The 23,320-nt window shown below is 59.5% G+C and carries 18 protein-coding genes and 1 tRNA gene; 4 read left to right on the plus strand and 15 right to left on the minus strand.

Annotation, left to right across the window (positions count from 1 at the left end; translation table 11 throughout):
* Nucleotides 1–140 precede the first annotated feature (140 nt).
* Nucleotides 141–1,142, plus strand: coding sequence for a YdcF family protein (locus DMP08_RS11640; protein WP_123193049.1), 1,002 nt, complete (start codon nucleotides 141–143; stop codon nucleotides 1,140–1,142).
* 198 nt (nucleotides 1,143–1,340) lie between these two features.
* Nucleotides 1,341–2,996: a Na+/H+ antiporter NhaC family protein gene (locus tag DMP08_RS11645; RefSeq protein WP_123193050.1), complete on the plus strand. Its 1,656-nt coding sequence runs from the start codon at nucleotides 1,341–1,343 to the stop codon at nucleotides 2,994–2,996.
* A gap of 55 nt (nucleotides 2,997–3,051) precedes the next feature.
* Here the strand turns inward: DMP08_RS11645 and DMP08_RS11650 are convergent, their stop codons facing one another.
* The gene (locus tag DMP08_RS11650; protein WP_123193051.1) at nucleotides 3,052–3,723 is read right to left on the minus strand and encodes a 5-formyltetrahydrofolate cyclo-ligase; all 672 of its coding nucleotides are present in this window, start codon (nucleotides 3,721–3,723) and stop codon (nucleotides 3,052–3,054) included.
* Nucleotides 3,724–4,014: 291 nt separating this feature from the next.
* On the opposite strand from DMP08_RS11650, the gene DMP08_RS11655 reads away from it, so the two are divergent.
* Entirely contained in the window at nucleotides 4,015–4,488 is a 474-nt protein-coding gene (locus tag DMP08_RS11655) for an RrF2 family transcriptional regulator (RefSeq protein WP_123193052.1), read from the plus strand.
* Here DMP08_RS11655 and DMP08_RS11660 read toward each other — a convergent pair.
* From DMP08_RS11660 to DMP08_RS11670, 3 genes are all read right to left on the minus strand, one after another.
* The gene (locus DMP08_RS11660) at nucleotides 4,485–5,780 is read right to left on the minus strand and encodes an Nramp family divalent metal transporter (RefSeq protein WP_123193053.1); all 1,296 of its coding nucleotides are present in this window, start codon (nucleotides 5,778–5,780) and stop codon (nucleotides 4,485–4,487) included. The genes DMP08_RS11655 and DMP08_RS11660 overlap by 4 nt on opposite strands.
* A gap of 4 nt (nucleotides 5,781–5,784) precedes the next feature.
* Nucleotides 5,785–7,137: a magnesium transporter gene (locus DMP08_RS11665; protein ID WP_123193054.1), complete on the minus strand. Its 1,353-nt coding sequence runs from the start codon at nucleotides 7,135–7,137 to the stop codon at nucleotides 5,785–5,787.
* Between the two features lie 643 nt (nucleotides 7,138–7,780).
* A tRNA-Arg gene (locus tag DMP08_RS11670) sits at nucleotides 7,781–7,857 on the minus strand.
* Nucleotides 7,858–8,122: 265 nt separating this feature from the next.
* Here DMP08_RS11670 and DMP08_RS11675 point away from each other — a divergent pair.
* Nucleotides 8,123–8,677, plus strand: a complete 555-nt coding sequence (locus DMP08_RS11675; RefSeq protein ID WP_123193055.1) for a protease inhibitor I42 family protein — start codon at nucleotides 8,123–8,125, stop codon at nucleotides 8,675–8,677.
* 60 nt (nucleotides 8,678–8,737) lie between these two features.
* Here the strand turns inward: DMP08_RS11675 and DMP08_RS11680 are convergent, their stop codons facing one another.
* The 11 genes from DMP08_RS11680 to DMP08_RS11730 form a co-directional block, all read right to left on the minus strand.
* Nucleotides 8,738–9,535: an ABC transporter permease subunit gene (locus tag DMP08_RS11680; protein WP_123193056.1), complete on the minus strand. Its 798-nt coding sequence runs from the start codon at nucleotides 9,533–9,535 to the stop codon at nucleotides 8,738–8,740.
* Entirely contained in the window at nucleotides 9,528–10,442 is a 915-nt protein-coding gene (locus tag DMP08_RS11685; RefSeq protein WP_123193057.1) for an ABC transporter ATP-binding protein, read from the minus strand. Before DMP08_RS11685 ends, DMP08_RS11680 begins: the two co-directional genes overlap by 8 nt.
* A complete protein-coding gene (locus DMP08_RS11690; protein ID WP_123193058.1) occupies nucleotides 10,439–11,077 on the minus strand; it encodes a TetR/AcrR family transcriptional regulator in 639 nt (212 codons plus the stop codon). The genes DMP08_RS11685 and DMP08_RS11690 overlap by 4 nt, the downstream gene beginning before the upstream one ends.
* Nucleotides 11,078–11,167: 90 nt before the next feature.
* Entirely contained in the window at nucleotides 11,168–11,926 is a 759-nt protein-coding gene (locus DMP08_RS11695; RefSeq protein ID WP_123193059.1) for an ATP-binding cassette domain-containing protein, read from the minus strand.
* Nucleotides 11,923–13,503, minus strand: a complete 1,581-nt coding sequence (locus DMP08_RS11700) for an ABC transporter permease/substrate-binding protein (protein ID WP_244596971.1) — start codon at nucleotides 13,501–13,503, stop codon at nucleotides 11,923–11,925. The genes DMP08_RS11695 and DMP08_RS11700 overlap by 4 nt, the downstream gene beginning before the upstream one ends.
* A gap of 150 nt (nucleotides 13,504–13,653) precedes the next feature.
* Complete coding sequence (gene pknB / locus DMP08_RS11705) at nucleotides 13,654–15,645, minus strand: Stk1 family PASTA domain-containing Ser/Thr kinase (protein WP_123193066.1); 1,992 nt, start codon at nucleotides 15,643–15,645, stop codon at nucleotides 13,654–13,656.
* An 87-nt stretch (nucleotides 15,646–15,732) separates the two neighbouring features.
* Nucleotides 15,733–18,492 (minus strand): FtsW/RodA/SpoVE family cell cycle protein, encoded by a 2,760-nt coding sequence (locus DMP08_RS11710; protein ID WP_123193060.1) that lies wholly within the window; start codon nucleotides 18,490–18,492, stop codon nucleotides 15,733–15,735.
* A complete protein-coding gene (locus tag DMP08_RS11715) occupies nucleotides 18,489–19,697 on the minus strand; it encodes a Stp1/IreP family PP2C-type Ser/Thr phosphatase (protein WP_123193061.1) in 1,209 nt (402 codons plus the stop codon). The genes DMP08_RS11710 and DMP08_RS11715 overlap by 4 nt, the downstream gene beginning before the upstream one ends.
* Nucleotides 19,697–20,110, minus strand: coding sequence for an FHA domain-containing protein (locus tag DMP08_RS11720; protein WP_123193062.1), 414 nt, complete (start codon nucleotides 20,108–20,110; stop codon nucleotides 19,697–19,699). Before DMP08_RS11720 ends, DMP08_RS11715 begins: the two co-directional genes overlap by 1 nt.
* A gap of 21 nt (nucleotides 20,111–20,131) precedes the next feature.
* The gene (locus DMP08_RS11725) at nucleotides 20,132–21,307 is read right to left on the minus strand and encodes an FhaA domain-containing protein (protein WP_123193063.1); all 1,176 of its coding nucleotides are present in this window, start codon (nucleotides 21,305–21,307) and stop codon (nucleotides 20,132–20,134) included.
* A 699-nt stretch (nucleotides 21,308–22,006) separates the two neighbouring features.
* Entirely contained in the window at nucleotides 22,007–22,966 is a 960-nt protein-coding gene (locus DMP08_RS11730) for a DMT family transporter (RefSeq protein WP_123193064.1), read from the minus strand.
* Nucleotides 22,967–23,320 lie beyond the last annotated feature (354 nt).

The following is a 23,320-nucleotide window of genomic DNA, read 5'->3' on the forward strand; positions in this document are numbered from 1 at the left end:
GCCCCGAGCCCGCGCTCCGCCCGAGCCCGCCCCTCTCGGCGTCTTGCTGCAACGAGGCGCTCTTTGCAACGAATCGGCGATAAAGAAATATCAGGCGGTATACTAGGGAAAAGGCCCCCGCGATTATCAAAGGTTCCCCCATGTTCCCTTCGCTTCTGTTCACGTACGTGCCGGCTCTTGCTTTCGGGCTTTTGTTTGTGCGGAATTACCGCAAAGAGCCTCGTCAGTTCCGCAACGCCATGTACTTCTTGCTGCTGTGCCTGTTCGCTTTCTGGGGGATGTCCATACAATTCAACATGCCATGGCTGTTCGGCTTGGGGATCTTGGCCATCCCTTTCGGCACGATTGCCCTGGTTGTGTTCTTGCTGGCGAATGCGGTTGTCGTGGTCAGGCGCGAGGGCTTTTCGCTTTCGCATGCGCTGCCTGGGTTGATGGCTCTGGCCATTGCGGCGGTGTGCCTGGCCGGTCCGTTGCTGGTGCTCTGGCAGGCTCCGGGTCCGGTGCTGACCCTGTACCTTCTTGTTTTGATGGAGGGTTCGTACGTCGCGTTCACGTTCTTCGCGCTGCTTTTATATTCGTGGCTGTACCGTCGCTTGCCGAAGCGCCGCGACTACGATTACGTTGTGGCGCACGGCGCCGGCTTGTCGGGCACCGAGCCTACTCCGTTGCTCGCAGGGCGCCTGGACAAGGGCGTGGAGCTGTGGAAGGCCGGGGGATGTCGCGCGTTGATGCTGGTATCCGGCGGAAAGGGGCCTGACGAGCAGGTTTCGGAAGCTCAAGCCATGCAGGCGTATTTGGTCGATCGTTGCAGCGTGCCCGCCGACGCGGTCCTCATGGAGGATCGGTCTTCGACCACGATGGAAAACCTGCTCAACAGCAAGGCGATTATGGACGCGCGCTCCGGCGCGGGCGGCTACCGTGCGGTTGTGGTGACAAGCGACTACCACGTGTTCCGCGCGGCTGAGTACGCGCATAAGATCGGCCTTGCCGCCGACGGCGTGGGAAGCACGACTGCCCGGTACTTCTGGCCGACGGCGTTCATACGGGAGTTCGTGGCGGTCAGCAACGAGCATCGCTGGCCGTTCGCGGTCATCTTCGCGCTGTGGATCATTCCGATCGCGCTGAGTTTTGCGGTGCGGTAAATCTTTGCGCCGGACATCCCCGAGAATGCGACGCTCGCCTGATGGCGGGGTTTTTTTACGGCTTAAACCGCCGTGTTTTTCTCCGCGTTCGATCGAGGTTCGGTATACTAGTGACCATTATTGTGCAGCCGCGCGTGTGCGTTCGATGGGAACCGGCACGCTCGACCGCACGTCTGTCGTATCGATGAAGGGGATTGTATGGAAGGTTTCGACCTGATCAGTGCGGGGGTGTGGTCTATCATTCCGCCGATTTTGGCGCTGGGGCTCGCTCTTATCACGAAGGAAGTGTACTCGTCGTTGGCCATCGGCGTGTTCACGGGCATGGTTATCTATCAGTTCACGCTCAACGGCGCGGGCTTCGAGCAGCTGGTGGATTCGTTCACCATGGTGCCGCAGATGATGGCCGAGCAGATAGCGGGCAACGGGGCTCTGCTGCTGTTCCTTGCGTTGTTGGGCGCGCTCGTGGTGGTCATCGCCGCTGCGGGCGGATCGCGCGCCTACGCCGAATGGGTGTCCACGCATATCAAGAACGCGAAGATGGCGCAGGTTTTGACCGCGCTTCTGGGCATCATCATCTTCGTGGACGATTACTTCAACTGCCTGACGGTGGGCGCGGTCATGCGTCCCGTCACCGACCGCTTCAACATCAGCCGCGAGAAGCTGGCGTGGATCATCGACTCCACCGCCGCTCCCATCTGCATTATCGCGCCGGTGTCGTCGTGGGCCGTGGCGGTTGGCGGCTATCTGGGCGAGGGTGGATTCACCACGTTCGTCCAGTCCATCCCGTATAACTTCTACGCGCTTCTGACTATCGTGTTCGTGTTCTTCATGTGCTTCTCGAACCGCGATTTCGGTCCCATGCGCCAAGCGGAAGCCGATGCGCACAAGTCGGCCGACCAGCAGCAGCGCATCCCTCAGCGCGACAGCGCGCTTGAGGCCGTGTCCACGGCGCGTATCGACGGGTCTGCCGAAGGCGATCCTCTGCCTGCCAAGATCGAGACGATCGTTGCCGAAAGGGACGAGCTCGAGGACGCCGCGAAGGCTGCCGTTGAAGAGTTCAAGGGCATGACCATCTCTGACAAGGGCCGTGTGTTCGACCTGATCATCCCGATCATCGTGCTTATCGTGTTCTCTATTCTGGGCATGCTGTACGCAGGCGGGTTCTTCCAGGGCGTGGACTTCTCCACCGCCGTGGGCGAGAACCCGGTGTTCGGCCTGTGCATCGGCGTGTGCGTGGCCTTGGTCGTGGCTGCCGGCATGTTCTTGCCGCGCAAGCTCATGACGCTGTCGGGCTACATGGAGGGTATCTCGGAGGGCGTTCGCTCCATGGTGGGCGCCATCATGATCCTGGTGCTGGCATGGAGCTTGGGCGGCACGTGCCGTTACCTGCTGGGCACGGGCGAGTTCGTCAGCGGGTTCCTGAACAGCATCGGCGTGGGGCTCGAGCTGCTGCCCGCCGTGATCTTCCTCGTAGCCGCGTTCATCGGCTTCGCCATGGGCACGTCCTGGGGAACCATCGCGCTGATCCTCCCCATCGTTATCGGCGTGTTCCCTGTTGAAAGCCCCCTGTTCCTGGTGGCTATCGGCGCAACGCTCGGCGGCGCCGTGTACGGCGACCATGTGTCTCCCATTTCCGACACCACCATCCTGTCGTCGGCCGGCGCGCAATGCAACCACCTGCGCCACGTGGCAACGCAGCTGCCGTACGCTTCGGTGGTCGCGGTCATCTGCTTCCTGGGCTATGTGGTTGCCGGCTTCACGGGCAATCCGTGGATCTCGCTCGTGGGCGGCGCCGTGGTCATGGTGATTGCCGTGTTGGTGCTCAATCGCTCGAAGTACGGAGCAACCAAGTAGTTTTGAGTTCAAGGGAAACAAGAGAAGGGCGCAGTTCATTCTGCGCCCTTCTCTTTTAGGCGCTGATAATGAGCGGAAGCGGTTGGTCGTGCGGCTCGCAAGGTACGACCTCTACGCGTTGCTCGCTGAACGCCACGCCCACAACAAGAGCGTCGGCGCGCAGGTTGGGGAGCAGACGATCGTAGTTGCCGCCGCCGTATCCCAGGCGGTTACCTTGTCCGTCGAACGCAACCAGCGGCACGGCTACTACGTCGAGCTTGTTGGGTTCGACGGCTTCGAACCCGCTGCGTTCAAGCGCTGCGGGTGCCAGACAGCGAAGCGGATGGTCGAGAAACGTCGTTCGTGCGCGGTCAAATTGCTCGCGCGGCACGCGGTAGAGAGCCATGCGTGCAGGTTCGTCGGCGGTTTCGCGCAGCATGCAGGGAAAGCATACGTTCCATGCACGTGCATGCGCCGCTTGCACGAAGGCGCTCAAATCCACCTCGCTGCGCATGGCGGAGAACACGGCAATGCAAGGCTTGTTAAAACAGGCATCCGAACTTCCGCTCGCGTGCTTCGCGTTGGCGTGGGTGATCGCTTCTTCGCTTGCGGTGTCTATTGATAGGTATTCCGAAATCAATCGTTCCAGCCGAAGGCAAATCTCAAGGCTTTTGCGCGCGCGAACCTGAGCGCTCAAGGCGTCTCGACGACAAAGGGCTTCTTCTCGAACACGTTTTTTCTCATCCATGCGAGCCAGTATAGCCTAAGCCGCCCGGCTTGCATTGCGTGCCGTGCCCCGTTCGCGCGATTCGGCCTTGCGCGCGTGACCCTGTCGGTTGACGGCCTGTAGCACCTTATTTGTGCATGCAACGTATCGTAAACGTAACCGTTTCAATTCGGTTTGACCTACATGCCTATCAATGACCTTGCTATAATCGATCGGAATTAGGTACACTCAAGCTAAGCTTTGACCATAAGGCGAACCGTTTACCACGAATCTCAGTATGAACCCGGTGAGGGATCGAGTTAGGAGATACCAGTGCAACTCAAAGCATCGACCGATTACGGCATGCGAGCCATTCTATACTTGGCTGCGCAGGGGGATACCTGTTCCTCCAAAGACATTGCTGAGGATATGTCTATTCCTCGCGACTACCTGATTCAGCTTGCGCAGCTTTTGCGTAATGCTGGCATCATCGAGGCCCGGCCGGGCAAGCACGGGGGCTATCGACTGGCCAAGGATGCTTCCGAAATCAGCGTGCTTGAAATTATCAAGGCGCTTGACGAAGACTCCAAGCGCGCTACGCGTGAAAAGCGCAACGCGCGCAAGGGCGGCGAGATGGTCGACAATATCAAGCAAACGTACAACTTGATCGAAGAAAGCATGGATGCGTATCTTTCCAGCTTGACCATCGACATGTTGCTCGGGTGCGTTCAGGACGAATCGAGCAGCCGTCAATACCTTTCCGATCGTCTCAAGCAGGAAAGCCAGCGTCTGGTGGCAGGCAACTAGCCGATACCCAGAAGCTGCATGATCAGCAAGGCGACGGTGAGCACCGTTACGATGCCTACCGTTAGCCAGATGAGCACACGTGACGTCATGCGCGAGCGGAAGGCGCCCATGACGCGTTTATCGGCTGCGATAATTGCCATGAACACCAGCAGCACCGGCAGTACAAGGCCGTTTACGAACTGGGCCGTGAGCATGACGTTCATCAAGTCGATGTTCGGAACCAGCACAATGACGGCTGAAAACACGATGATGCACGTGAAGATGCTCTTGAACAGCGGCGCTTCCTTCCACTTGAAAGAAACGCCAGCTTCCCACCCGAAGGCTTCGCAAATGACGAACGCCGTGGTAAGCGGCAGCACGCATGCTGCAAGAAACGACGCAGCTACCAGGCCGATGGCAAACAACGCTTCAGCGTAGTGCCCGGCGAACGGTGCCAGAGCGCGTGCTGCATCGGCAGCGGATTCGATTTCGATTCCCTGCGGATGCAGCACGGCGCCCGTGGTCACGATGATGAACCACGCCACCAGGCAAGCTGCTATCGTGCCGGCAATCACGTCCACTTTTTGAGAGAACAGATCCTTTACCGAGATACCCTTTTCAACCACGTTGCTCTGGTTGAAAAACATCATCCATGGAGCGATGGTCGTGCCTATCATAGCTATGACCAGGGAAACGAAGCTCTTGTCTTCCACAATGCGGGGGATGGCGGTGCTCTGCAGCGCCTGGCCCCAGTCCGGTTGCGCCATAAACGCGGCAACGATGTACGTGACGAACACCAACGACAGTATCAGAAACACTTTCTCCACACGCTTGTAGCTGCCGCCCACGATAAGTAGCCACACCGCAGCTGCGGCTACGGGAACTGCCAGATATTTCGATACGCCGAACATTTCCATGCCGCTTGCGATGCCTGCGAACTCTGAAAACGTGGTGCACACGTTGCCGACGAGCAGCGCCAACATGGCCAACGCCGTCAAGCGAATGCCGAAGCGCTCGCGAATGAGAGCTGCAAAGCCCTTACCGGTAACGGCTCCCATTCTTGCGGCGGTCAGCTCCACTACGATAAGCAGTACGCACATGACGGGGATGACCCATAACGTGGCGAATCCGAATTTGGCTCCCACGGTAGAGTACGTTGAAATGCCGCCGGCGTCGTTGCCGGCCATCGCCGTTACGATGCCGGGCCCCATGGCGGCCAAGAGCAGCCAGAGCTTGTTGGGCTTCTTTTTCTCAGGTGCGGCTTCGTCTATCGCTTGCGCGGTGTCCACGCGCTGGAGGTTCTTTTCGACCATGAGGCTACCTCCAATCGTAGCCGATGATCTGGAACAATACCATCGTGTACAGGATCAAGAACAGCACGGCGCCAATGATGCCGCCAACGATCTTTGCCGCGGTCATCTGTGTCTTGTCGCTGCTGACGTCCTCTTCGATGGCGTCCCAGGCGTCGTCGACGGTGACGATACCCAGCAGCACGCCATGCTCGTCTACCACCGGCATGGCGGGCAGTTCGTACTTGAAGATGTCGGCAGCTACGTCTTCTTCGGTTTCTTCTGGCGTTGCGGAAATCACGTCGTCGAACATGACTTCGCGCACGGGCTTTGCATCGTCGGTCAGCACAAGGGTTCGCAGGCTGAGCACGCCGATGAACTCATCGTAGTCGTCCAGCACGTACACGTAATGCACGGTGGGATGATCTTCGGGCAGTTCGCGCAATACTTCTATGGTTTCGCCAACGGTGGTGTCGGCCTTGACGGAAACGAACTGCGTGGTCATCATGCCGCCGGCCGTGCCGTCCTTGTATCCAAGCAGGCGACGAATCTCGGTGGCGTCCTCTACGCCCATGAGGCGCAGCAAGGTTTCTGCCTTCTCGTACGATAGGTCGCGCACGATGTCTGCGGCATCGTCCGGGTCCATGTTCCCCAGCAGGCCGGCGGCGCGAGCGTCGTCGAGGTCTTCGATGAAGTCGGCCTGGTACTCGTCTTCCATTTCCGAGATGGCCTCGGTTGCTTGAGCGTCGTCGAGGTGCTGGAACACGTTGGCTCGCTGCTGCGGGTCAAGTTGTTCCAGGATGTCGGCCACGTCTGCGGGGTGGAGCTCGTCCAAACGCTTATGCGTAACGGACAGCTGCACTTCGGACAGGTCGCGGTCAAGCAGATCCATGTAGTTCCATGCGATGATCTGCTCGTCGATCTTTTTGTTGAACACTTTGGCCACTGCCACAACGGCGCGTTCGAGCCAGGGAGCCAGGCCGCGTAGAATGCCGCGCGCACCCACTTCGGCACCAAGCAGGCGTAACTGCGAACCCGACACGGACAATTTGAGATCGTTGACGCGAACGACTTTCATGCCTTGCGTATCGACGATCTGACGGTTCAACAAGTCGCGCGCGAGCAGAACTTCGTCAGGTTGCAGATAGCTGAAGCGGATGTCATGCGCTTCCACGGTGAGCGTAATGCCGGTTTCGTCGAACTCCTCGACGTATTTGCGCCATGAGATCATGAACGGCACTTTGCCGGGCCCCTGAAAAGCCAAGCTCGTGATGCGTGGAAACACCTCGCCAGTTGAAATGGCCAGGTCAGAGATTGTGCCGATCTTTTCGCCCGTGGCGTCTACGACGGGTTTCCCCATCATTTGAGAGAGGTAGAGCATGGTTTATCCCTTACTGTTCATGCCCGTGTTCGCAAGCGATCGTACCGTATCCCATAGTAACGCGTGCGTTTGCACGCATCCCGATGCGGGGGAGTAAAATCTATGTCAAACACGAGCGCCGCAGCCACCTTCGACTGCCGACGTAAGGAAATCGAAGGAGGGCTACTTACTGTGAGGTTTCGATTTTCGAACCTTCAACAAAGTCCCTTTCCTATTGACCAATAAAAAAACCGCACGTGCTGATACCAGTCGTTGCGGATTTCGGGCTTCTGAACGGCGTACCGTTCAGCCAAACCGTCTGATCGCGTTTGCGTATGGGCATGCTGCCATCGAAGCGCATTGCCAACGCAACTGGTACGTATCATACCTCATTGGCCGGGCATCCGTGCGTGTTTTTTTGTTTGTGTAGGTTGGAAGGTTGCTCCGGTTGGTCGTAGCCGCATTTGAAGTGAGCTGTCGGGTTGCTTGAATAGAGAGTCTTGGGGCGATGTCGCGAACCTTGTTGCCGGCGTACTAGACGATGTGCCGGCAAGCTCCATCGTTGTCTTGAGAGGGGGGGGCGGAACTTCTGCCTATAACCCCCCGACTTCTGTTTTGAAATAGATGTAAAAAACCGCCCAGTTGGGCGGTTTTGAATGCTAAATGGTGCGCCGTGAGGGATTCGAACCCCCGACGTACTGATTCGTAGTCAGTCCCTCTATCCAGCTGAGGTAACGGCGCACGTCGAAGCAGCGAAAGATATTATGCCCGTACTCCCATCTTCTGTCAACGACTTTTTTAAGAAAAGTTGAAAGTTTTGGATAACGACTTGTTGCGAGGGGATGGGTTTCGGAATGAAATCGGTGCGGTTACGGATGCCAAACGTACGAGCAAGGCCAGTTCAGAGCAGGAAACATGCTCCTAGGATGGGTTGGAGCGCATCCCTGTTTGCGCAGACGAAAGAACGTGCGGTTTTCGAAGTACATGCAAAGAAAGAGAGGATTTCATGACTAAAATTGCAAAATTTTCGATGGTAGGAAGTGCGGTGGCGCTGCTTTTGGCGTCGTTGATTGCAATGGCTGGCTGCTCAAGCGATACCAATGCTGCAACAAGTTCGGACAACGCTGCCGCTACAAACAACTCGGCAGCAAGCGGCAGCGCTGCAAATCAAATGGGCGACGGCAACAGTTTGGCCGAAGGAACGGTTTTGAAGGTGCCGAACGGATGGATCGCGTATTCTGACGGCGACATGCTGGTGCTTTTGGATTCGAATGCCGATGCTCAGTATCAGTGGACGTCGGACGTGAGCGGCGATTCGGTGCTGAAGGATACGGACGCGGATTTGCCGTCTTCTACGTACTACGACCAAAACGCGAACGACGTGATAGGTTCCGCGGGAATGCACGTGTTCGGATTTATGGCCGACCAGCAAAACAACGGCGAGTCGACCATAACGCTCAAGCTGGCGAACACGACCGATTCCGCGGATGTGAATACAACCATCGTTGTAAAGGCGACGGTAGAGAGCGGCGCGTTTTCTGCTGTGAGCGTGCAGCAGTAATTCAGCTGATCGTAAGGCTGAGGGAGGTGCGCACGGCACCTATTCCCTCAGCCTGCTAGGCTAGATGCTCAAATCTCGGCGGTTGAATACGCCAATCGCAAGGGCGAACAGGGCGATACCGAGGGCAAGCAGGATTGCCGACCCTGCGTAAGCGGAAGCATCGCTTGTCGCCAAACCGTAGCTGTCGAACAGCGCAAGCGGGTTGACCTTGTCCAGAAAGGCGAGCTTGTCGCCTACCTTCGCCACCATTTGCATCAAGAAGAACGCAATGCCCGCACCGCCGCCGACCCACAGCGCCGCCCCTGCGTTCGAGAAGGCGCAGGCTGAGAAGAAGCACATGCCCGCCAAGAACGTCCACAGGCAGAACAACCCGACGTTCGCGCGGAACAGCCCTGGAATGTCCAGGTCTCCCGGGAACATAAGCTCCGCACAGGCAATTTCCGCAGCCGTCGTGAGCACCATGAGCAGGGCCAGAACAATCATCATGGCCCCTGCAAGCGTAAGCGCGACGCGCACACGACTGTTGGGAGTGGCCAACAGGTAGCTCATGGTGCCGCGGTCCAGGTAACGCACCATAAGCTTGTTTGCCATAATGAGGATCAGGACGAACGGGAACACGGTCAGCAGGAACCCGTACAGGTAGTTCAGCATGAAGTCGAGCAGCGTGGTTGCTTGCGTTCCCATGCCGAAAGCGGCGAACAGTTCCGGCATGCTGTCCATCATCATGTTCAGGCTTTCGCCTAAGCTGGGGTCGAACATCATGACGATGCAGGCTATGTACATACCTAAAACCGCGAAGATGATAATCGCTACGAACGCGTTCGACTTCAGCTCCTTCGCCAGCAGCGTGCTATTCATGGGCGTCTCCCTTCAACTGAGCGCCGTACAGGTGCAGGAACAGCTCTTCGAGCGTTTGCTCCCGCGCGGACAGATCCTGTACGGGGTAAGCGGCCAGATCTTTCACGAAAAGGTCCATGTTTCCGGTGATGGTGATTTCTGCTGCAGAGCCGCTGATCTCGCATGCCTCAGGGTGGGCCGTCAGGTAGCGCGTGCGGGCCTCCGGTTGTGCGAAGGTGATCGTGAACATGCGCTTGCGGTTCTTTTGCACGTCGCCCATGCACTCGACTGCAACAATTCTTCCGCCGCGGATGAAGGCGACCCGGTCGCACGTGCGCTCAACTTCTTCAAACAGGTGCGACGACAGCAAAACGGTGGTGCCGCGGCTTTTCTCGTCAAGCACCAGGTCAACAAACCGGTTTTGCATGAGAGGGTCAAGGCCGCTGGTGGGCTCGTCAAGCAGCACGATGTCGGGTTCCGCCATGAACGCGCACACCAGTCCCACTTTCTGCTTGGTCCCCTTCGACATTTTGCGAATCTTGCGCGTAGGATCAAGCTCGAAGTAGTCGATCAGTTCGTGCATGCGCGTCGTTGAATCCACATGTTTCATGCGCGCCATGAAGTCGAGAAACGCGCTGCCGGTCATATCGTCCATGCATGCGATTTCTCCTGGCAGATAGCCCAGCCGGTTTTGGATTTTGGCTCGATCTTGAAAGCAGCTCAGCCCCGCAATGGTCGCCGTGCCGCTGTCGGGCTTGATAAAGCCCATGAGATTGCGCATGGTAACGGTTTTTCCTGCTCCGTTGGGTCCCAGGAACCCGAACACCTCGCCCCGCTCGACCGAGAACGTCACGTCGAACGCGCCGCGTCCCTGGCCGTAGTCTTTCGTCAGTCCGCGCAGTTCGATAGTCGCCTGGCTGTCCGTCATCGATATTCCTCCTTGTAGGACCAGGTGCGCAGCATGTCGCACCAACGATGCATCTCGGTCATCATGTCGTCCATGTCAAGTCGCTTTTTCAGGGCTTGTTGCTGATGCAGGTAGCCGTCAGCAAGCCATATCAGCAGGTTGACGACGTAGCGCGGGTCTACGTCGTCGCGAAACTTGTCGAAATTCACGTTCTTGAAATACGCAGCGAACATGAGGTCGATTTGGCTTTGCATCCAGTTTTCCATAGTGTCCTTGACGTCTTTGTGTTCAGGGTAGAAAGCGTGGATGGAGAATTCGAGCGCGTAGGGGAACTTGGAGAGCACCGCGCATTTTCGCTGTCCCGCGTAGATGAACAGGTCGAAGAAGTCGTCGATGGCGTAGAATTCATCATCGACTACCAGGTGCGATACTTTTTCCATCAGGTATTCCATCAGGTAAAGGTAAAGCTCTTTCTTGTTTTTGAAGTAGAAGAACAGCAGGCCTTTGGAAATGCCCGCTTTGCGCGCGATGCTTTCGGTGGAGGCGTTTTTGTAGTCGTTTCGCCCGAACGCTTCAACGGCGGCGTTCACGATGGCTTCCCGCCGTTCTACGGGCAGCCGTTCGAACTTTTCCAAATTGCCGTGCTTGTTGACCATGGTGCCTCCTCCTGCTTGACCGGGCGGTCAACCTCATACGGTCCATGCTACGGCATTGACTATTTTTTTGAAGCCCCTTGAGAGGAAATCTTACGGGAGGGTTTTCGAGCAGGAGAATACGCGCTGCTTGCGGGTAACAAGGCGCTTCACGAAGTCCGTGGCGGGGCTGCGGAGGATTTCGCACGGGGAGGCGCATTGGACGGCCTGCCCGCGTTCCATGACGAGCACGCGATCCCCCAGCTCAAGGGCTTCGTCTATATCGTGCGTGACGAACAGTATCGTGATGCCGGTTTGGTCGTGAATCTGCTTGACTTCGTCTTGCAGGGCGGTTCGCGTGATGGCATCGACGGCGCTGAAAGGCTCGTCTGCAAGAAGAATGTCGGGGCTTGCGGCCAATGCGCGCGCCATGCCCACGCGCTGGGCCTGGCCACCGGATAATTCGGAAGGATAGCGGCCTTTGATTTGAGCTGGAAGTCCAATGATGTCCATCCATTTGTCCACCGCGGCTTCGGTTCTTCGACGATCTCCCCGGTTCAGCAAGCGCGGAACGTATGCGATATTCTGCTCGACGGTCAAATGGGGAAACAGAACGCTTCCTTGGATTGCGTAGCCTATGTTTCGTCGGAGTTCGATGGGGTCGAGGTCGGCGGTGGACGTGCCGTTGATCAAAACACTCCCCTCGTCCGGCATGGTCAGGGCGTTCACCATTTTGAGTAGTGTGGTCTTGCCGCACCCCGAACTGCCTATGATGGTGACGAAATCTCCCTGTTCGATGGAGAGGCTTACCTGGTCGACGGCTCGCGTGCTGCCGAACTGCTTTGAAACGTCGTTGAATTCGATTGCGATCATACAAGCCCCTTCTGGACAAGGAACGCGTCGGCAACCGCTTTCGGCTCACGCCCTTGCGTCTCCACTTCGTTGTTCATGCGGGCCATGTCGACGTCCGAAATGAGGTTCCGCATCTTTTCGAGCACGGCTTTCAGTTCGGGATGAGCGTTCAGCGTATCTACGCGCACGACGCTCCCGCATAGATACGTGGGATAGAACCCCTTATCGTCTTGCAGCACGACAAGCCGGTCGTCGGCTGCTTGACCATCGGTTGTGGAGATGACGATGGCATCTACGCGCCCTTCGAACAGCGCGCGGTACTTCAGGCTGATGTCCATGTCGCGCGTGTTTGCGAAGTTCATCCCGTAGGCTTTTTGCAGGCCGGGGTAGCCATCTTGTCGGTCGAAGAAGTCGGGTTCAGCGCCCAGTGCGAGGCTTTCCGCTACGCGCGCAAGGTCGGAATACGTGTGCAGGTTGTATTGTTGGGCGACTTGCTTGCTCACCGCAAGGCCGAAGGTGTTGTTGAAGCCGTACAGGCCTATCCAGGTGAGGTTCAGGCGGTCTTGATATTCCTGCTGCATGGTGTCGAACAGGGATTCGTCGTACGTGCTGTCATGTTTGAGCACAGCGTTCCATCCGGTACCGGTGTATTCGGGGTACAGGTCGAAATCGCCCTTTTCCATGCCCGGCTGTATGTTGGAGGTGCCGCCGCCCACGCCTTGCGTAAGCTTCACGGAAAGGTCGGTGTCGTGCTCTATCAGCGTGGCGAGCATTTCCCCCAAGATGTACTGCTCGGTCATGGGCTTCGTGGCGACGTTCACGACAGCGGGCGCTTTTTCCTGCCAGGGAAGCAGCGATCCCAGCCCTTCTTCGTTGTTCGCGACCGCCGAGCCGGCGGCTATGAGCGCCACGGCAACGAACGCGGCGGCGAAAGCGCGCGCAACGGGGCTGCGCCTGCGCAGGGGCTCCAGGTGCCTGAGAGTTCTCTTCTCGGCCAGTCCGAGCACAAGGTCGATGACAATGGCCAGCAAGGCGATAAGGATGCTGCCCGCTAACGTCATGTCAAGGTTGTTGGTGGTGATGCCGCGGAAGATGGCAACGCCCAGGCCGCCCGCCCCGATGAAGCTGGCGATGCCGGCCAGCGCGATGGTCATGGTCGCCGTGGTTCGTATGCCGCTCATGATGACCGGGGCCGCCAAGGGAAGTTCGATGCGGTACAGCAGTTGGAGATCGGTCGATCCCATGCCGCGCGCCGCTTCGGTGATGACCGGGTCGATGCTGGTGAGGCCCGTGTAGGTGTTGCGCACCATGGGAAGCAGGGCGTATACGCTTAGCGCCACGATGGCGGTTGCGTTGCCGATTCCCGTAACGGGGATCAGGAATCCCAGCATCGCGATAGAGGGGATGGTGTAAACGAAGTTGACCAGCGCCAGCACCGGTTTGGCGCTGCGCTTCCATTGGGCGATGCCGATGCCGATGCCCAGTCCCGCAACCGTGGCCAGCGCGATGGCGGTGAGGGACAGCCCGACATGCTGCATCAACAGGTCCAAGAACCAGTATCTCTTCTCTATGAGCAGGGAAAGCGTCGACTCGATCAAAAGGGTCGACCTCGCTTTCGAACGAGGAGCGGCGAATAAAGAAGATGGTGGGGAACCACGTTCCCCACCATCTATTCTAGCTGCTTGATCTGAGCGATTTCCTCAAGGGATGCGCACGTTGCCGGCTTGTTGTCATCCGGTTGACGGGCGTTAGTTCCCCGTTCCGTTGCCGATGGGCGGGGCGGCGCTCTTCTGGAAGGCGACGGTGACGTTGATGTTGCTCTTGACGTTCGTGAGCGTGAAGGTGCCGCCCGATGCGGGCACGCCGTCGATGCCGCGCACCGAGGCAACCTCGTAACCGGCGTCAGGCGTGATCTTGATGGTGACCTGGCCGCCCTCTTCGACGGAGGTCACGTCCGACGTCACGGTGCCGCCGCCGTTGGAGTTCAGGGCAACCGAGTACGACTTCTTCTCGGGGCCCTTGCTCAGCGTGAGCGCCACCATGCCGTTCTCCTGCAGCTTCGAGCCCGCCGCCGGGGTTTGCGCCAGCACGGTTCCTTCGGGCTTGTCGCTTGCCTGGTAGGTGTAGTTGTTCGTGTCGACCAAAAGGCCAAGGTTGTTGAGCGTTGCCACGGCGTCGCCGCGCATCATGCCCACCACATTGGGAACCTCGATGCCTTCAGAGCCCAAAGACAGGTAGTACGTGATGGTGGTGCCCTTTGCGACCTGCGTGCCAGGCGCAACGTCCTGGCGCACGATATGGTCCTTTTCAACCTTGTCCGAGTACTCGGCGGTTCCGGCAGAGTATTTCAACCCGTTTGCCGTCAATTCCTTCTTCGCCTGATCAGCGGTCTTTCCGGTCAGATCGGGAACGGTGATTTCCTGGGTGCCCTTCGACACGGCCAGGGTGATCTTGACGTCCTTCTTCTGCTTGGTGCCGCCGCGCGGGTCTTGGCTGACCACCTTGCCGGCCTCCACCTTTTCGTTGAAGGATTCTTCGGTGACGATGTTGGTGAACCCGGCTTCCGCCAGCGTGGCGGTTGCCTGTTCGGCGGTTTGCCCCACCACATCGGGCAGCGCGATAGCGTCCTTGTCGTTGCCGCCGCCGCCCGACATGAGCGCGAACGCCACGCCGCCTACTACAGCAAGCGCGGCGATGATGCCGATCACGATGGCAAGGGTCTTCTTGTTGCTTTTCTTGCCGTTGCCATCGTCCGAACGATAGGAGCGCGCGGGCGAAACCGGCGCAGCCGGGTTCACGCCGCCGACGCCGCCCATGGCGGGCATGACGGCCGTTCCGTCGACTGCGGCAGGCCCGATGGGGGGCACCACGCCGCCCATGACCGACGTTTGCGCGCTGGTGAAGCCCTCGCCCAGATTGACGGGGCGTCCGGCTAGGTAGTCGTTCAGCGCCAGGCGCATGTCTTTGGACGTGGCGAAGCGGTCGGCCGGGTTCTTGGCCATGGCCTTCATGATGATGGCTTCGAGCGCCGGATCGATATCGGGGTTGATCTCGTGCGGCGGTGCAGGCAGGTCGTTGACCTGCTTCATGGCCACGCTTACGGCATCGGGGCCGTCGAAGGGCAAGCGTCCGGTGGCCGACTCGTACAGCACGATGCCCAAGGAGTAGATGTCGCTGGTGGCGGTCAGGTCTTTGCCTTGCGCCTGCTCGGGGGAGATGTAGTGAGCTGTGCCCAGCACGCTGGACGTCTGCGTTTTGACGGAGTTCTTCGCGCGTGCGATGCCGAAGTCCATCACCTTCACGTTGCCGTCGGGCTGGACCATGATGTTCTGCGGCTTGATGTCGCGATGGATGATATCAAGCCCGTGCGCAACCGAAAGCGCTTGGCATACCTGCGACCCGATCTCGGCCACCTTGCGCTGGTTGATGGCGCCTCGTTCGTTGATGGCCGTCTTGAGGTCGGAACCGCGCACGAACTCCATGACGATGTAGTACGTGCCTTCGTCCTGTCCCCAGTCGTATACGTTCACGATGTAGGGGCTCTGCAGATTGGCCGCTGCGGCCGCCTCTTGCTTGAATCGCTGGGTGAAGCTGGGGTCTGCTGCATACTGCGGAAGCATCACCTTGACGGCGACCAGGCGGCCGAGTACGTTGTCCTGCGCACGGTACACCTCGGCCATGCCGCCGATGCCGATGCGCTCGGTTATTTGGTAGCGGTTGTTGAACACCCTGCCAATCATGTTTCCGGTCACGTTTTAGCTCCTTTAGGTCACATGCTGGGTATGCGCCATGTCAAAGTCATGATACAGCGCACCAGCATATCTTATCTACAAAAGCCCCTGAACTTCCAGAGCGGTTTTCAACACATTCTGCGCTTTTTCGGTGCCCACGCCTTCTTCGCCATCCTCGATGATGATGGATACCACCACGCGCGGATTGTCGGCGGGCGCCATGCCCACGAACCAGCTGTCGTTGCTGTTCTCCTTTTCAGCGGTGCCCGTCTTGCCGGCTACCTGCACGCCGTTGATGGCGGCGGCGGTGCCCGTCCCGTTGTTCACGACGCCTGCCAGCACGTCTTTCACGCGGTTTGCGGTTTCTTTGCTGACGGCCTGCATGAGTTTGGTGGGGTTGGCGGTGAAGCTGCGCTCGCCGTTGGCGTTGTAGATGCCGTCCACCAGGTATGGCTGCATGATGCCGCCGTCGTTCGCAATAGCCGATCCCACCATGGCCATTTCGAGCACGGTGACGTTGGGCCCCGCGAGGTCCATGGGTTCGCCAGCGGCTGCCCAGGCGAGGTTCCACGGTTTTTTGTCCAGCTCTTCGGGCGTGGGCATGAGCGAGGTTTTGAGGCCGATGGCGAAGTCGATATTCTTGCCGAAGCCGAATTTGTCCGCTCCGGCCACCAATCGCTCGCCGCCTATCTGAAGGCCCAGCTGGCCGAACGCGGTGTTGGACGAAAGCTCCATGGCGCGTGCCAGCGTGATGTTGCCGTAGTTGTTGTGATTGAAGTTGGATATGGTTCCCGTGGTACCCTCGACCGTCATGGTTCCCGGCGCGGAGTACACGGTCTCTTCGCTGGCCACGTTGTTTTCCAGCGCGGTGGCAAGCGTCACGATCTTGAACGTGGAACCCGGCGCGTACAGCGCATGCACGGCGCGGTTGACCAGGGAGCTGTCGCCGCTTGCCTGGCCCGACCCGGCCGCTTCCAGAAGCGTTTCCACGTCGGCTGCGTTGTAGGTGGGCGCGGAGGCCATGGCCAGCACGGCCCCCGTTTCCGGATCCATGACAACGACGGCGCCCTTGCGCCCCGCCAAGGCGTCTTGCGCCGCTTGCTGGATTTTGGAGTTCAGGGTGAGGGCTACGTCGTTGCCCGCCGAGCCGACCCCGGCAAGCGAATTCAGCACGTCGGTCCACGATGCGAAGTTTTGCTGCCCCTTGAGAGCGTCGTTGTACGCAGCTTCAATACCGGAATTGCCGAATCTCGAAGACGAATAGCCCACCACGTGGCTTGCCAGATCGCCCGCAGGGTACGAGCGGCTGTAGGTGCCGTCGGGGTTGATGGCGCTTTGCGCCAGGACGATGCCGTCGTAGGTTGAGATGGTGCCGCGCTCGCTGCGCGATTCCTTGGCTATGGTGTGGTTGTTGCCCGGCATGTTCTGGTAATAATCCGCCTGCACCACCATGATGAGCGTGAGGTTGGCTACCAGCAGGGCGAACAGGGCGGAGCACAACAGCATGGCGTGCGTGAGGCGCTTGCCCAGCGACACGCGGCCCAGCACGCTGTTCGCGTGGAGCGTTCCCGTGGCGCTGGCCACCTCGGTGCCCACGCCCGTGCCCTCGTCGCCGCAGCGCAGCAAAAATCCCACGGCGATGAAGCTGGCCAGAAGCGACGAGCCGCCTTGGCTGATGAAGGGGAGCGTGAGACCCGTGAGCGGAATCAGGCGCGTCACGCCGCCGACGATGATGAATGCCTGCAGCACGATCATGGTGGTAAGGCCCACGGCTACGAACGAGCTGACGTCGCTTTTCGCGCGCGCGGCGGTCACGAAGCCGCGGATGGCGAAGCACAAAAACAGCAGCAGGACGCCGGCCGCTCCCATAAGGCCGATCTCCTCGGCGATGGCAGCGAAGATGAAGTCGCTTTCCACTACGGGGATCTGGCCGGCCAAGCCTCGCCCCAGGCCCGTTCCGAACAATCCGCCGTCAGCGATGGAGTAGATGGATTGCACCAGCTGGTAGCCCGTGTTCTGCGCATCGGAGAAGGGGTCGAGCCACGTGTTCACACGCACTTGCACGTGTCCGAACGCCAGATAGGCGCCAACGCCGCCGATGGCGATCAGACCCAAGCCTATGAACAGGTAGAATTTCTTTCCTGTAGCCACGTACAGCATAACCAGAAACAGGAAGAAGAACACGAGCGCGCTGCCCAGGTCCTTCTCGAACACGACGACCAGAAGAGACACGCCCCACATGAGCAAAAGCGGAAGCAGCGTGCGCACGTCGGGCAGGTTGAACGGGCCCACGCGCCAGGTGAACACGCTGAGCATCTCGCGGTTCTGGGCCAGGTATCCGGCCAAGAACAACACGATGACGATTTTGGCGATCTCGCCGGGCTGGAATGAGAAGCCGCCGATATGAAGCCAGATTCGGCTGCCGTAGATTTCTTGCCCCAAGCCAGGGATCAGCGGCGAAAGAAGCAGCAGGAAGCCGAAGATCATGAGCGTGTACTTGTAGTTCACGACCTTGTCGAGGTTGCGGATAAACGCCAGTACTAGCACCATGGCCGCCACGCCCACGAACAACCATACAACCTGGTTGACGGCAAGATCAGGCGCAAGCCGCGTGACGAACGCAATGCCGATGCCCGAAAGCGCGAACGAAATGGGCAGAAGCGCCGGGTCGGCGCCGGGCGCGAATTTGCGCACGGCGATATGCGCGATCACGAAGGCCACGAAAACACCGGCGGGGACGCCCAGCGTGGTCATATCCAGGGCAAGCCCCTGGTTGATCGCAATCATGGCGAACAGCAGCACCACCAAAGGCGCCGCTACGCAGAGCAGTATCAGTTCGAGGTTTCGCCTGGTCATGCCGTACCGCCTTGCGAGTTTGCGGGCGCAGGCGGGTTCGCGTCATGCGCGCCGCCGGTTGCACTGGCTCCCTCGGCGGGCGACTCCTTTTTGCCCTCATCTGCGCTCTTGCGCTCGGCGGCTTCAGCCTCGTACTCTTTGACCAGCTCTTCCGCTGCCTCGACTGAGTCCACGCGTATGCCGGCATCGAGCCGGTTCGCCGTTCCCGGTTGCAGGTCGCTTACGGGAACGTCGGTAGTGCGCTCGTGTTGCGAGAACGAGAATCCCAGCACGCTGCCGGGAATGCCGCGGTAGATGGCAACCTTGCCATTGTCGTTCATCAGGTAGGCGGTCGTGTTCAGGTACGTGCTGGTCCCCCAGGCCGTACCTGCGATGATGGCTGCGAACAGCACGAGGATCACGGCAATGGAAAGCTTTGTCTTGAACGCCATCTTCCTGCGCCGTGCTTCCGCAAAGCCGGTAACATCTGCCACGATAACGGTCACGTTGTCGTGGCCTCCGGCGGCTATGGCCTCGTTGACCAGTTGCGACGCGCATCGCTGGGGATCTTGCACGCGACAGAGCGTGCGCTCTATAGCTTCGTCGAAAACCATGCCGGACAGGCCGTCCGAGCATACGAGCAGCCGGTCTCCGGTTTCCACGTTGATCTCGTAAATGTCGGGATGCAGGTTCGGGTCGCTGCCCAGCGCGCGGGTGATAACGGAGCGCTGCGGGTGACAGCGGGCTTCTTCGGGCGTAAGCTGGCCTGCTTCTATCATATCTGCCATTAGGCTGTGGTCGCGCGTGAGTTGCTGCAGCTTTCCTTGATGCAGCAGATAGGCGCGCGAGTCGCCCACCTGGGCGATGACCAAGCGTTCGCCTTCTAGCATGGCCGCCGTCATGGTGGTTCCCATGCCCTCGCGTCCTCGCCCGTCGTGCGACGCGCGAATGACCTCGCGGTTAGCGTCTACGACAGCCTGTGCGAGCGCTTCGCCGTCCGGATGCTCCGGTGCGCGCTCTGCCAGTACGTTCACGGCTATTTCCGAGGCTATCTCGCCTGCGGCGTGCCCGCCCATGCCGTCGGCAACGGCGAATAGCGGCGGCGCCACAATCAGGCTGTCTTCGTTATGGTCGCGCAAGCAGCCGATGTCGGTTCGGCTGCCGAAGGGCGTGACTGCGCCGCGGCGCGTGCGCGGGGTGGATCGATACGAGCGTTTCTCAGCCATTAGGCAAACCTTACGCGAATGGCGACGTCGCCCACGTTGACTACGTCGTTGTTCTTAAGAGCAGCGGGCTCGGCTATGAGCTGCCCGTTCACGGCCGTGCCGTTCGTGGATCCTAGATCCTCGACGAACAGGTTTTGCCCCATCAAGCTGAACCGTGCGTGGCGTCCGGAAACGTATCCGGCGCCCACTACGATGTCGGCTCCAGGGCTGCGGCCCACGATGACCGGGCCGCGCACGACGATGGATACGCCGCGCAGCTCTTTCGGCCCTCGTTCAACCGAGAGATTCCACGTGCGTTCTTTTTTGCGTTGTCCGCGTACAACTCCGATGCCCGTCTTCATGATGGCGAACAGGAACAAATACAGCAGTGCGACGAACAGCAGACGGATAATGAGCAGTACGACGTCGATCACGGGTTAACCTTTCCGTTGCGCTCAGGCTTGGGTGAACACGAAGTTCGTCATGCCGATGGTGATGCGGTCTCCTTCGGATAGCGGGTGGGAGGCGATTTCGCGTCCGTTGACGAACGTGCCGTTCGTGGAGCCCAGGTCGGTGAGCACCCATACGCCCTGCGGGTCAAGGCGAAGCTCGGCGTGCGTGCGCGAGGCGTTGATGTCGTGGACGGGTATGTCGTTTTTCGATTCGCGCCCGATGATGACGCGCGCAGCTGCCAGGTCGTAGGCGCGGTTGTTGGCTTCGTCAATCAAGCGCGCGCGCACGGCGGCTCGCGCGGGAACGGGGCTGGCCGCCTGCTGCCCGCCGGCGAACACGACGGTGTCGGCAGCTACGGCGTTGTGCTGCGGTGCGGCTGCTGCAGCCATGCCGGCGCCCGCGGCGGCTCCTGCGGCAGCGCCCATGCTCGCGTTCGCCACGTCGAAGGGGTCAACGACGCGCGGCGCGGGGCTTGCGGCGGGGACGTCGCGGTTTTCGTCGAAATCGCGGCTGTCGAACGTGTACTCGCCGTAGTCGATGGATCGGTCGATCTCGTCTTCGGGAACGTAAGGAAGCTGGCCTCCCTGGTTGTACGCATCGTACTGGCCGGGTGCGTCGAAGCTGCTCATGGGCGCGCCGGGGGCTTCGTATCCTCCGTATGCGGGGGCCGGAGCTTGCGCGTACGGCTGCTGATAGCCGCCTTGGTAGCCGGGTGCGCCGTAGCCGCCTTGCGGCGCGGCGTAGCCCATCGGCGCTCCGGCAAGCCCGTAGCGCTGCATCTCTTCTTGGCGCAGCTGCGCGATGATGGGTGCGGCCACCGCTTCGGCGATGATGTCGAACTTGCCGTGCTTGAGTCCGTCGTCCACGATGAAACGCACAAGCGGCTGTCCGTCCATGACCAGGCCTTGCTCGGCGGCTTTGGCCGCCAGGTAGGTTTCCGTCTCTCCCGCCAAAGTGGGGTAGTATCCGAACAGGCGACGATCGTCGTCGGGGTTGACCAGCACGGTGTAGAGGGTTGGCGCGAACTGCTTGCCGGCGCCTACCATCTTTTCGCGCCTCATCTGCTTTTCGGCCTTTTTCGCAATCTGAACCGGCGAGATGGGGGAGTTTGCCATGCGGTCGGCTGCACCCTCGAACGTGTCTTCCATCTTGCCTTCGAATCTCGAAAGAAAGCCCATCGTGTCTCCTTTATCGCATGCGCGGCTGCTTCTTCACTGCGGTCGCGCGCGGTGTTTCTGGCGTCGCTGCCTTTTAGGCTGCCGCTCGCTGGTGCGAATCCGGGCAAACGGGCGATGCCGGTTGCCGTACGTTCGCGAGCACATCAATATATACGACTATACAATGCTCCATCTTGCCACAAACGCAGGAAGCTCGCCTTATGTTTTACGCAATCGTCATTAAATGGAGCCTGTTGGAGAAGGGAGGAGAAAGGGTCTTGAAGGAAAGGGTTGTGCGGGCTGCCCCGGGCTGCCGCGCAAGATGATTGGTCCTCGGAGGTGAAATCTTGCCGTCGGGCCGGTTCGTGCTGAAAAATTGCGTTTGCGAATGATCTTTTGTAAGAATAATCAGAGGCGCGAGGCTGTGAGCAGGTCTTATATAAAATGACTGTATTGCTTTTATTAAAGAAGGTCTCGAAAATCGTTCGCAAACGCAATTTTTCAGCACGAACCGGCCCGACGGCAAGATTTTATCGAGATGTTCGCTTGCCGGGCGGTGCAAGCCGATTGACGCCGATTGACGACGCTTCGTGCTTGCGACGCTGGGCTTGGATGACTAACGTGTTTTTGGCTTCGGCAAGGGCACCAGTTGACTGGAGCCCGAGAACCCGCCTTGCTTTCGGGTTGGGGTGCAAGCCAGCCCCTGCTGCGATGGAGCCTCTATCGCGTCGGTGTTTCTGCCGGAGGATCTTCGATATCGGTCCGTTTTGCCGCGCGCTTCTTTTCCGCTCGTAAAGGTAGATACTCGCTTACCACGATGCCGGCGAAGATGAGGGCGAAGCCGGCGAACAAGGGCGCGGTGAGGGCTTCGCCCAGAAACATAATGGAAAACGTTACTCCAAAAACCGATTCCGTAGCTAAGAACAACGATGCCGGAGCTGGGTCTACGTGCGCAACTGCAACGTTTTGCAGCAGCAGCGCTATACATGAAGCGAAGACGGCCAAGTAAGCCAAGCTGATCCAGGTATCCAAGCCTAGCGTGGAGAAAGTGGGCATCGGCTCGAACACGATGCCCGCGGCGAAACCAAGCGCGCCGGCTACGACGAACTGCACCACGGTGAGCAGCGTCATGTCGCGTCCTCGCGCGTATTTCGCCGTGAACAGCACGTGGAAGCTCAGGAACAGGGCGGAAAGCAGGGTGGCTAGATCGCCGAATCGCAGCGACAGGCCGGATGTCCCCGCGAACGAGACGCATCCCACGCCCGCAACGCACACGACGGCTGCGGCAACATTGAATCGCGTGGGCTTGGACCCGCGCAGCGCCCACCCTAAAAACGGGATGATCACGCAATACAGCGATGTCAAAAAGGCGCTGTTGGAAGCCGTGGTATCCGTGAGGCCCGTGGAGTTGGCCCAGTACGCAAGGAACAGCCATGCTCCCAGAACCCCGCCTTTTTTCAGATGGTCCGCATCTAGATTCTTGCGGAAACGCGGCAGCATGATGGCGCCCAGGATGATGCCGGCGGCCGTGAAGCGCACTCCTACCAGCCATGCAGGAGGGAAGGCATCGACCGTCGACTTGATGACGACGGTGCCCAGGCCCCAGATGGCGGCTGCCAGCAGGAGAAACACCTTGTAGGTCCACAAAGGGCGCGCGGTATGTTGGATGATTTGAGTCACGGTAGAGCATCATAGCACGAAGCGCTTGCGGCAGGAGAGGGGGCGCTGCGGGGCGGGCGGCGGATCGGATCGACGATGGCTGGCGTGGCTCGTGCGTTCTGTCAAAACGAACGAGTTTTGCGGGTCCTCGAGCGAGAATAAACAAAATGTGCATGCTTCTGACCTGGCATTATACGAAAGCTACTCGCAAACCTTGCTTCCGAGGGGCGAAATTTCCGGCCAAAGTCCCGCAAAACGGGGATGCGGCAAGAAGTTGGACCGCCCGAGGGCGGTCCACGACCGATCGAACGGCCCCGAAGGGGCCGTGAGGAGGGAGCTGCATGTACACGGAGCGCGAGAAGGTCAGGTACGTCG

This window comes from Paraeggerthella hongkongensis, assembly GCF_003726035.1.
In the GTDB taxonomy this organism is placed as follows: Bacteria; Actinomycetota; Coriobacteriia; order Coriobacteriales; family Eggerthellaceae; genus Paraeggerthella; species Paraeggerthella hongkongensis.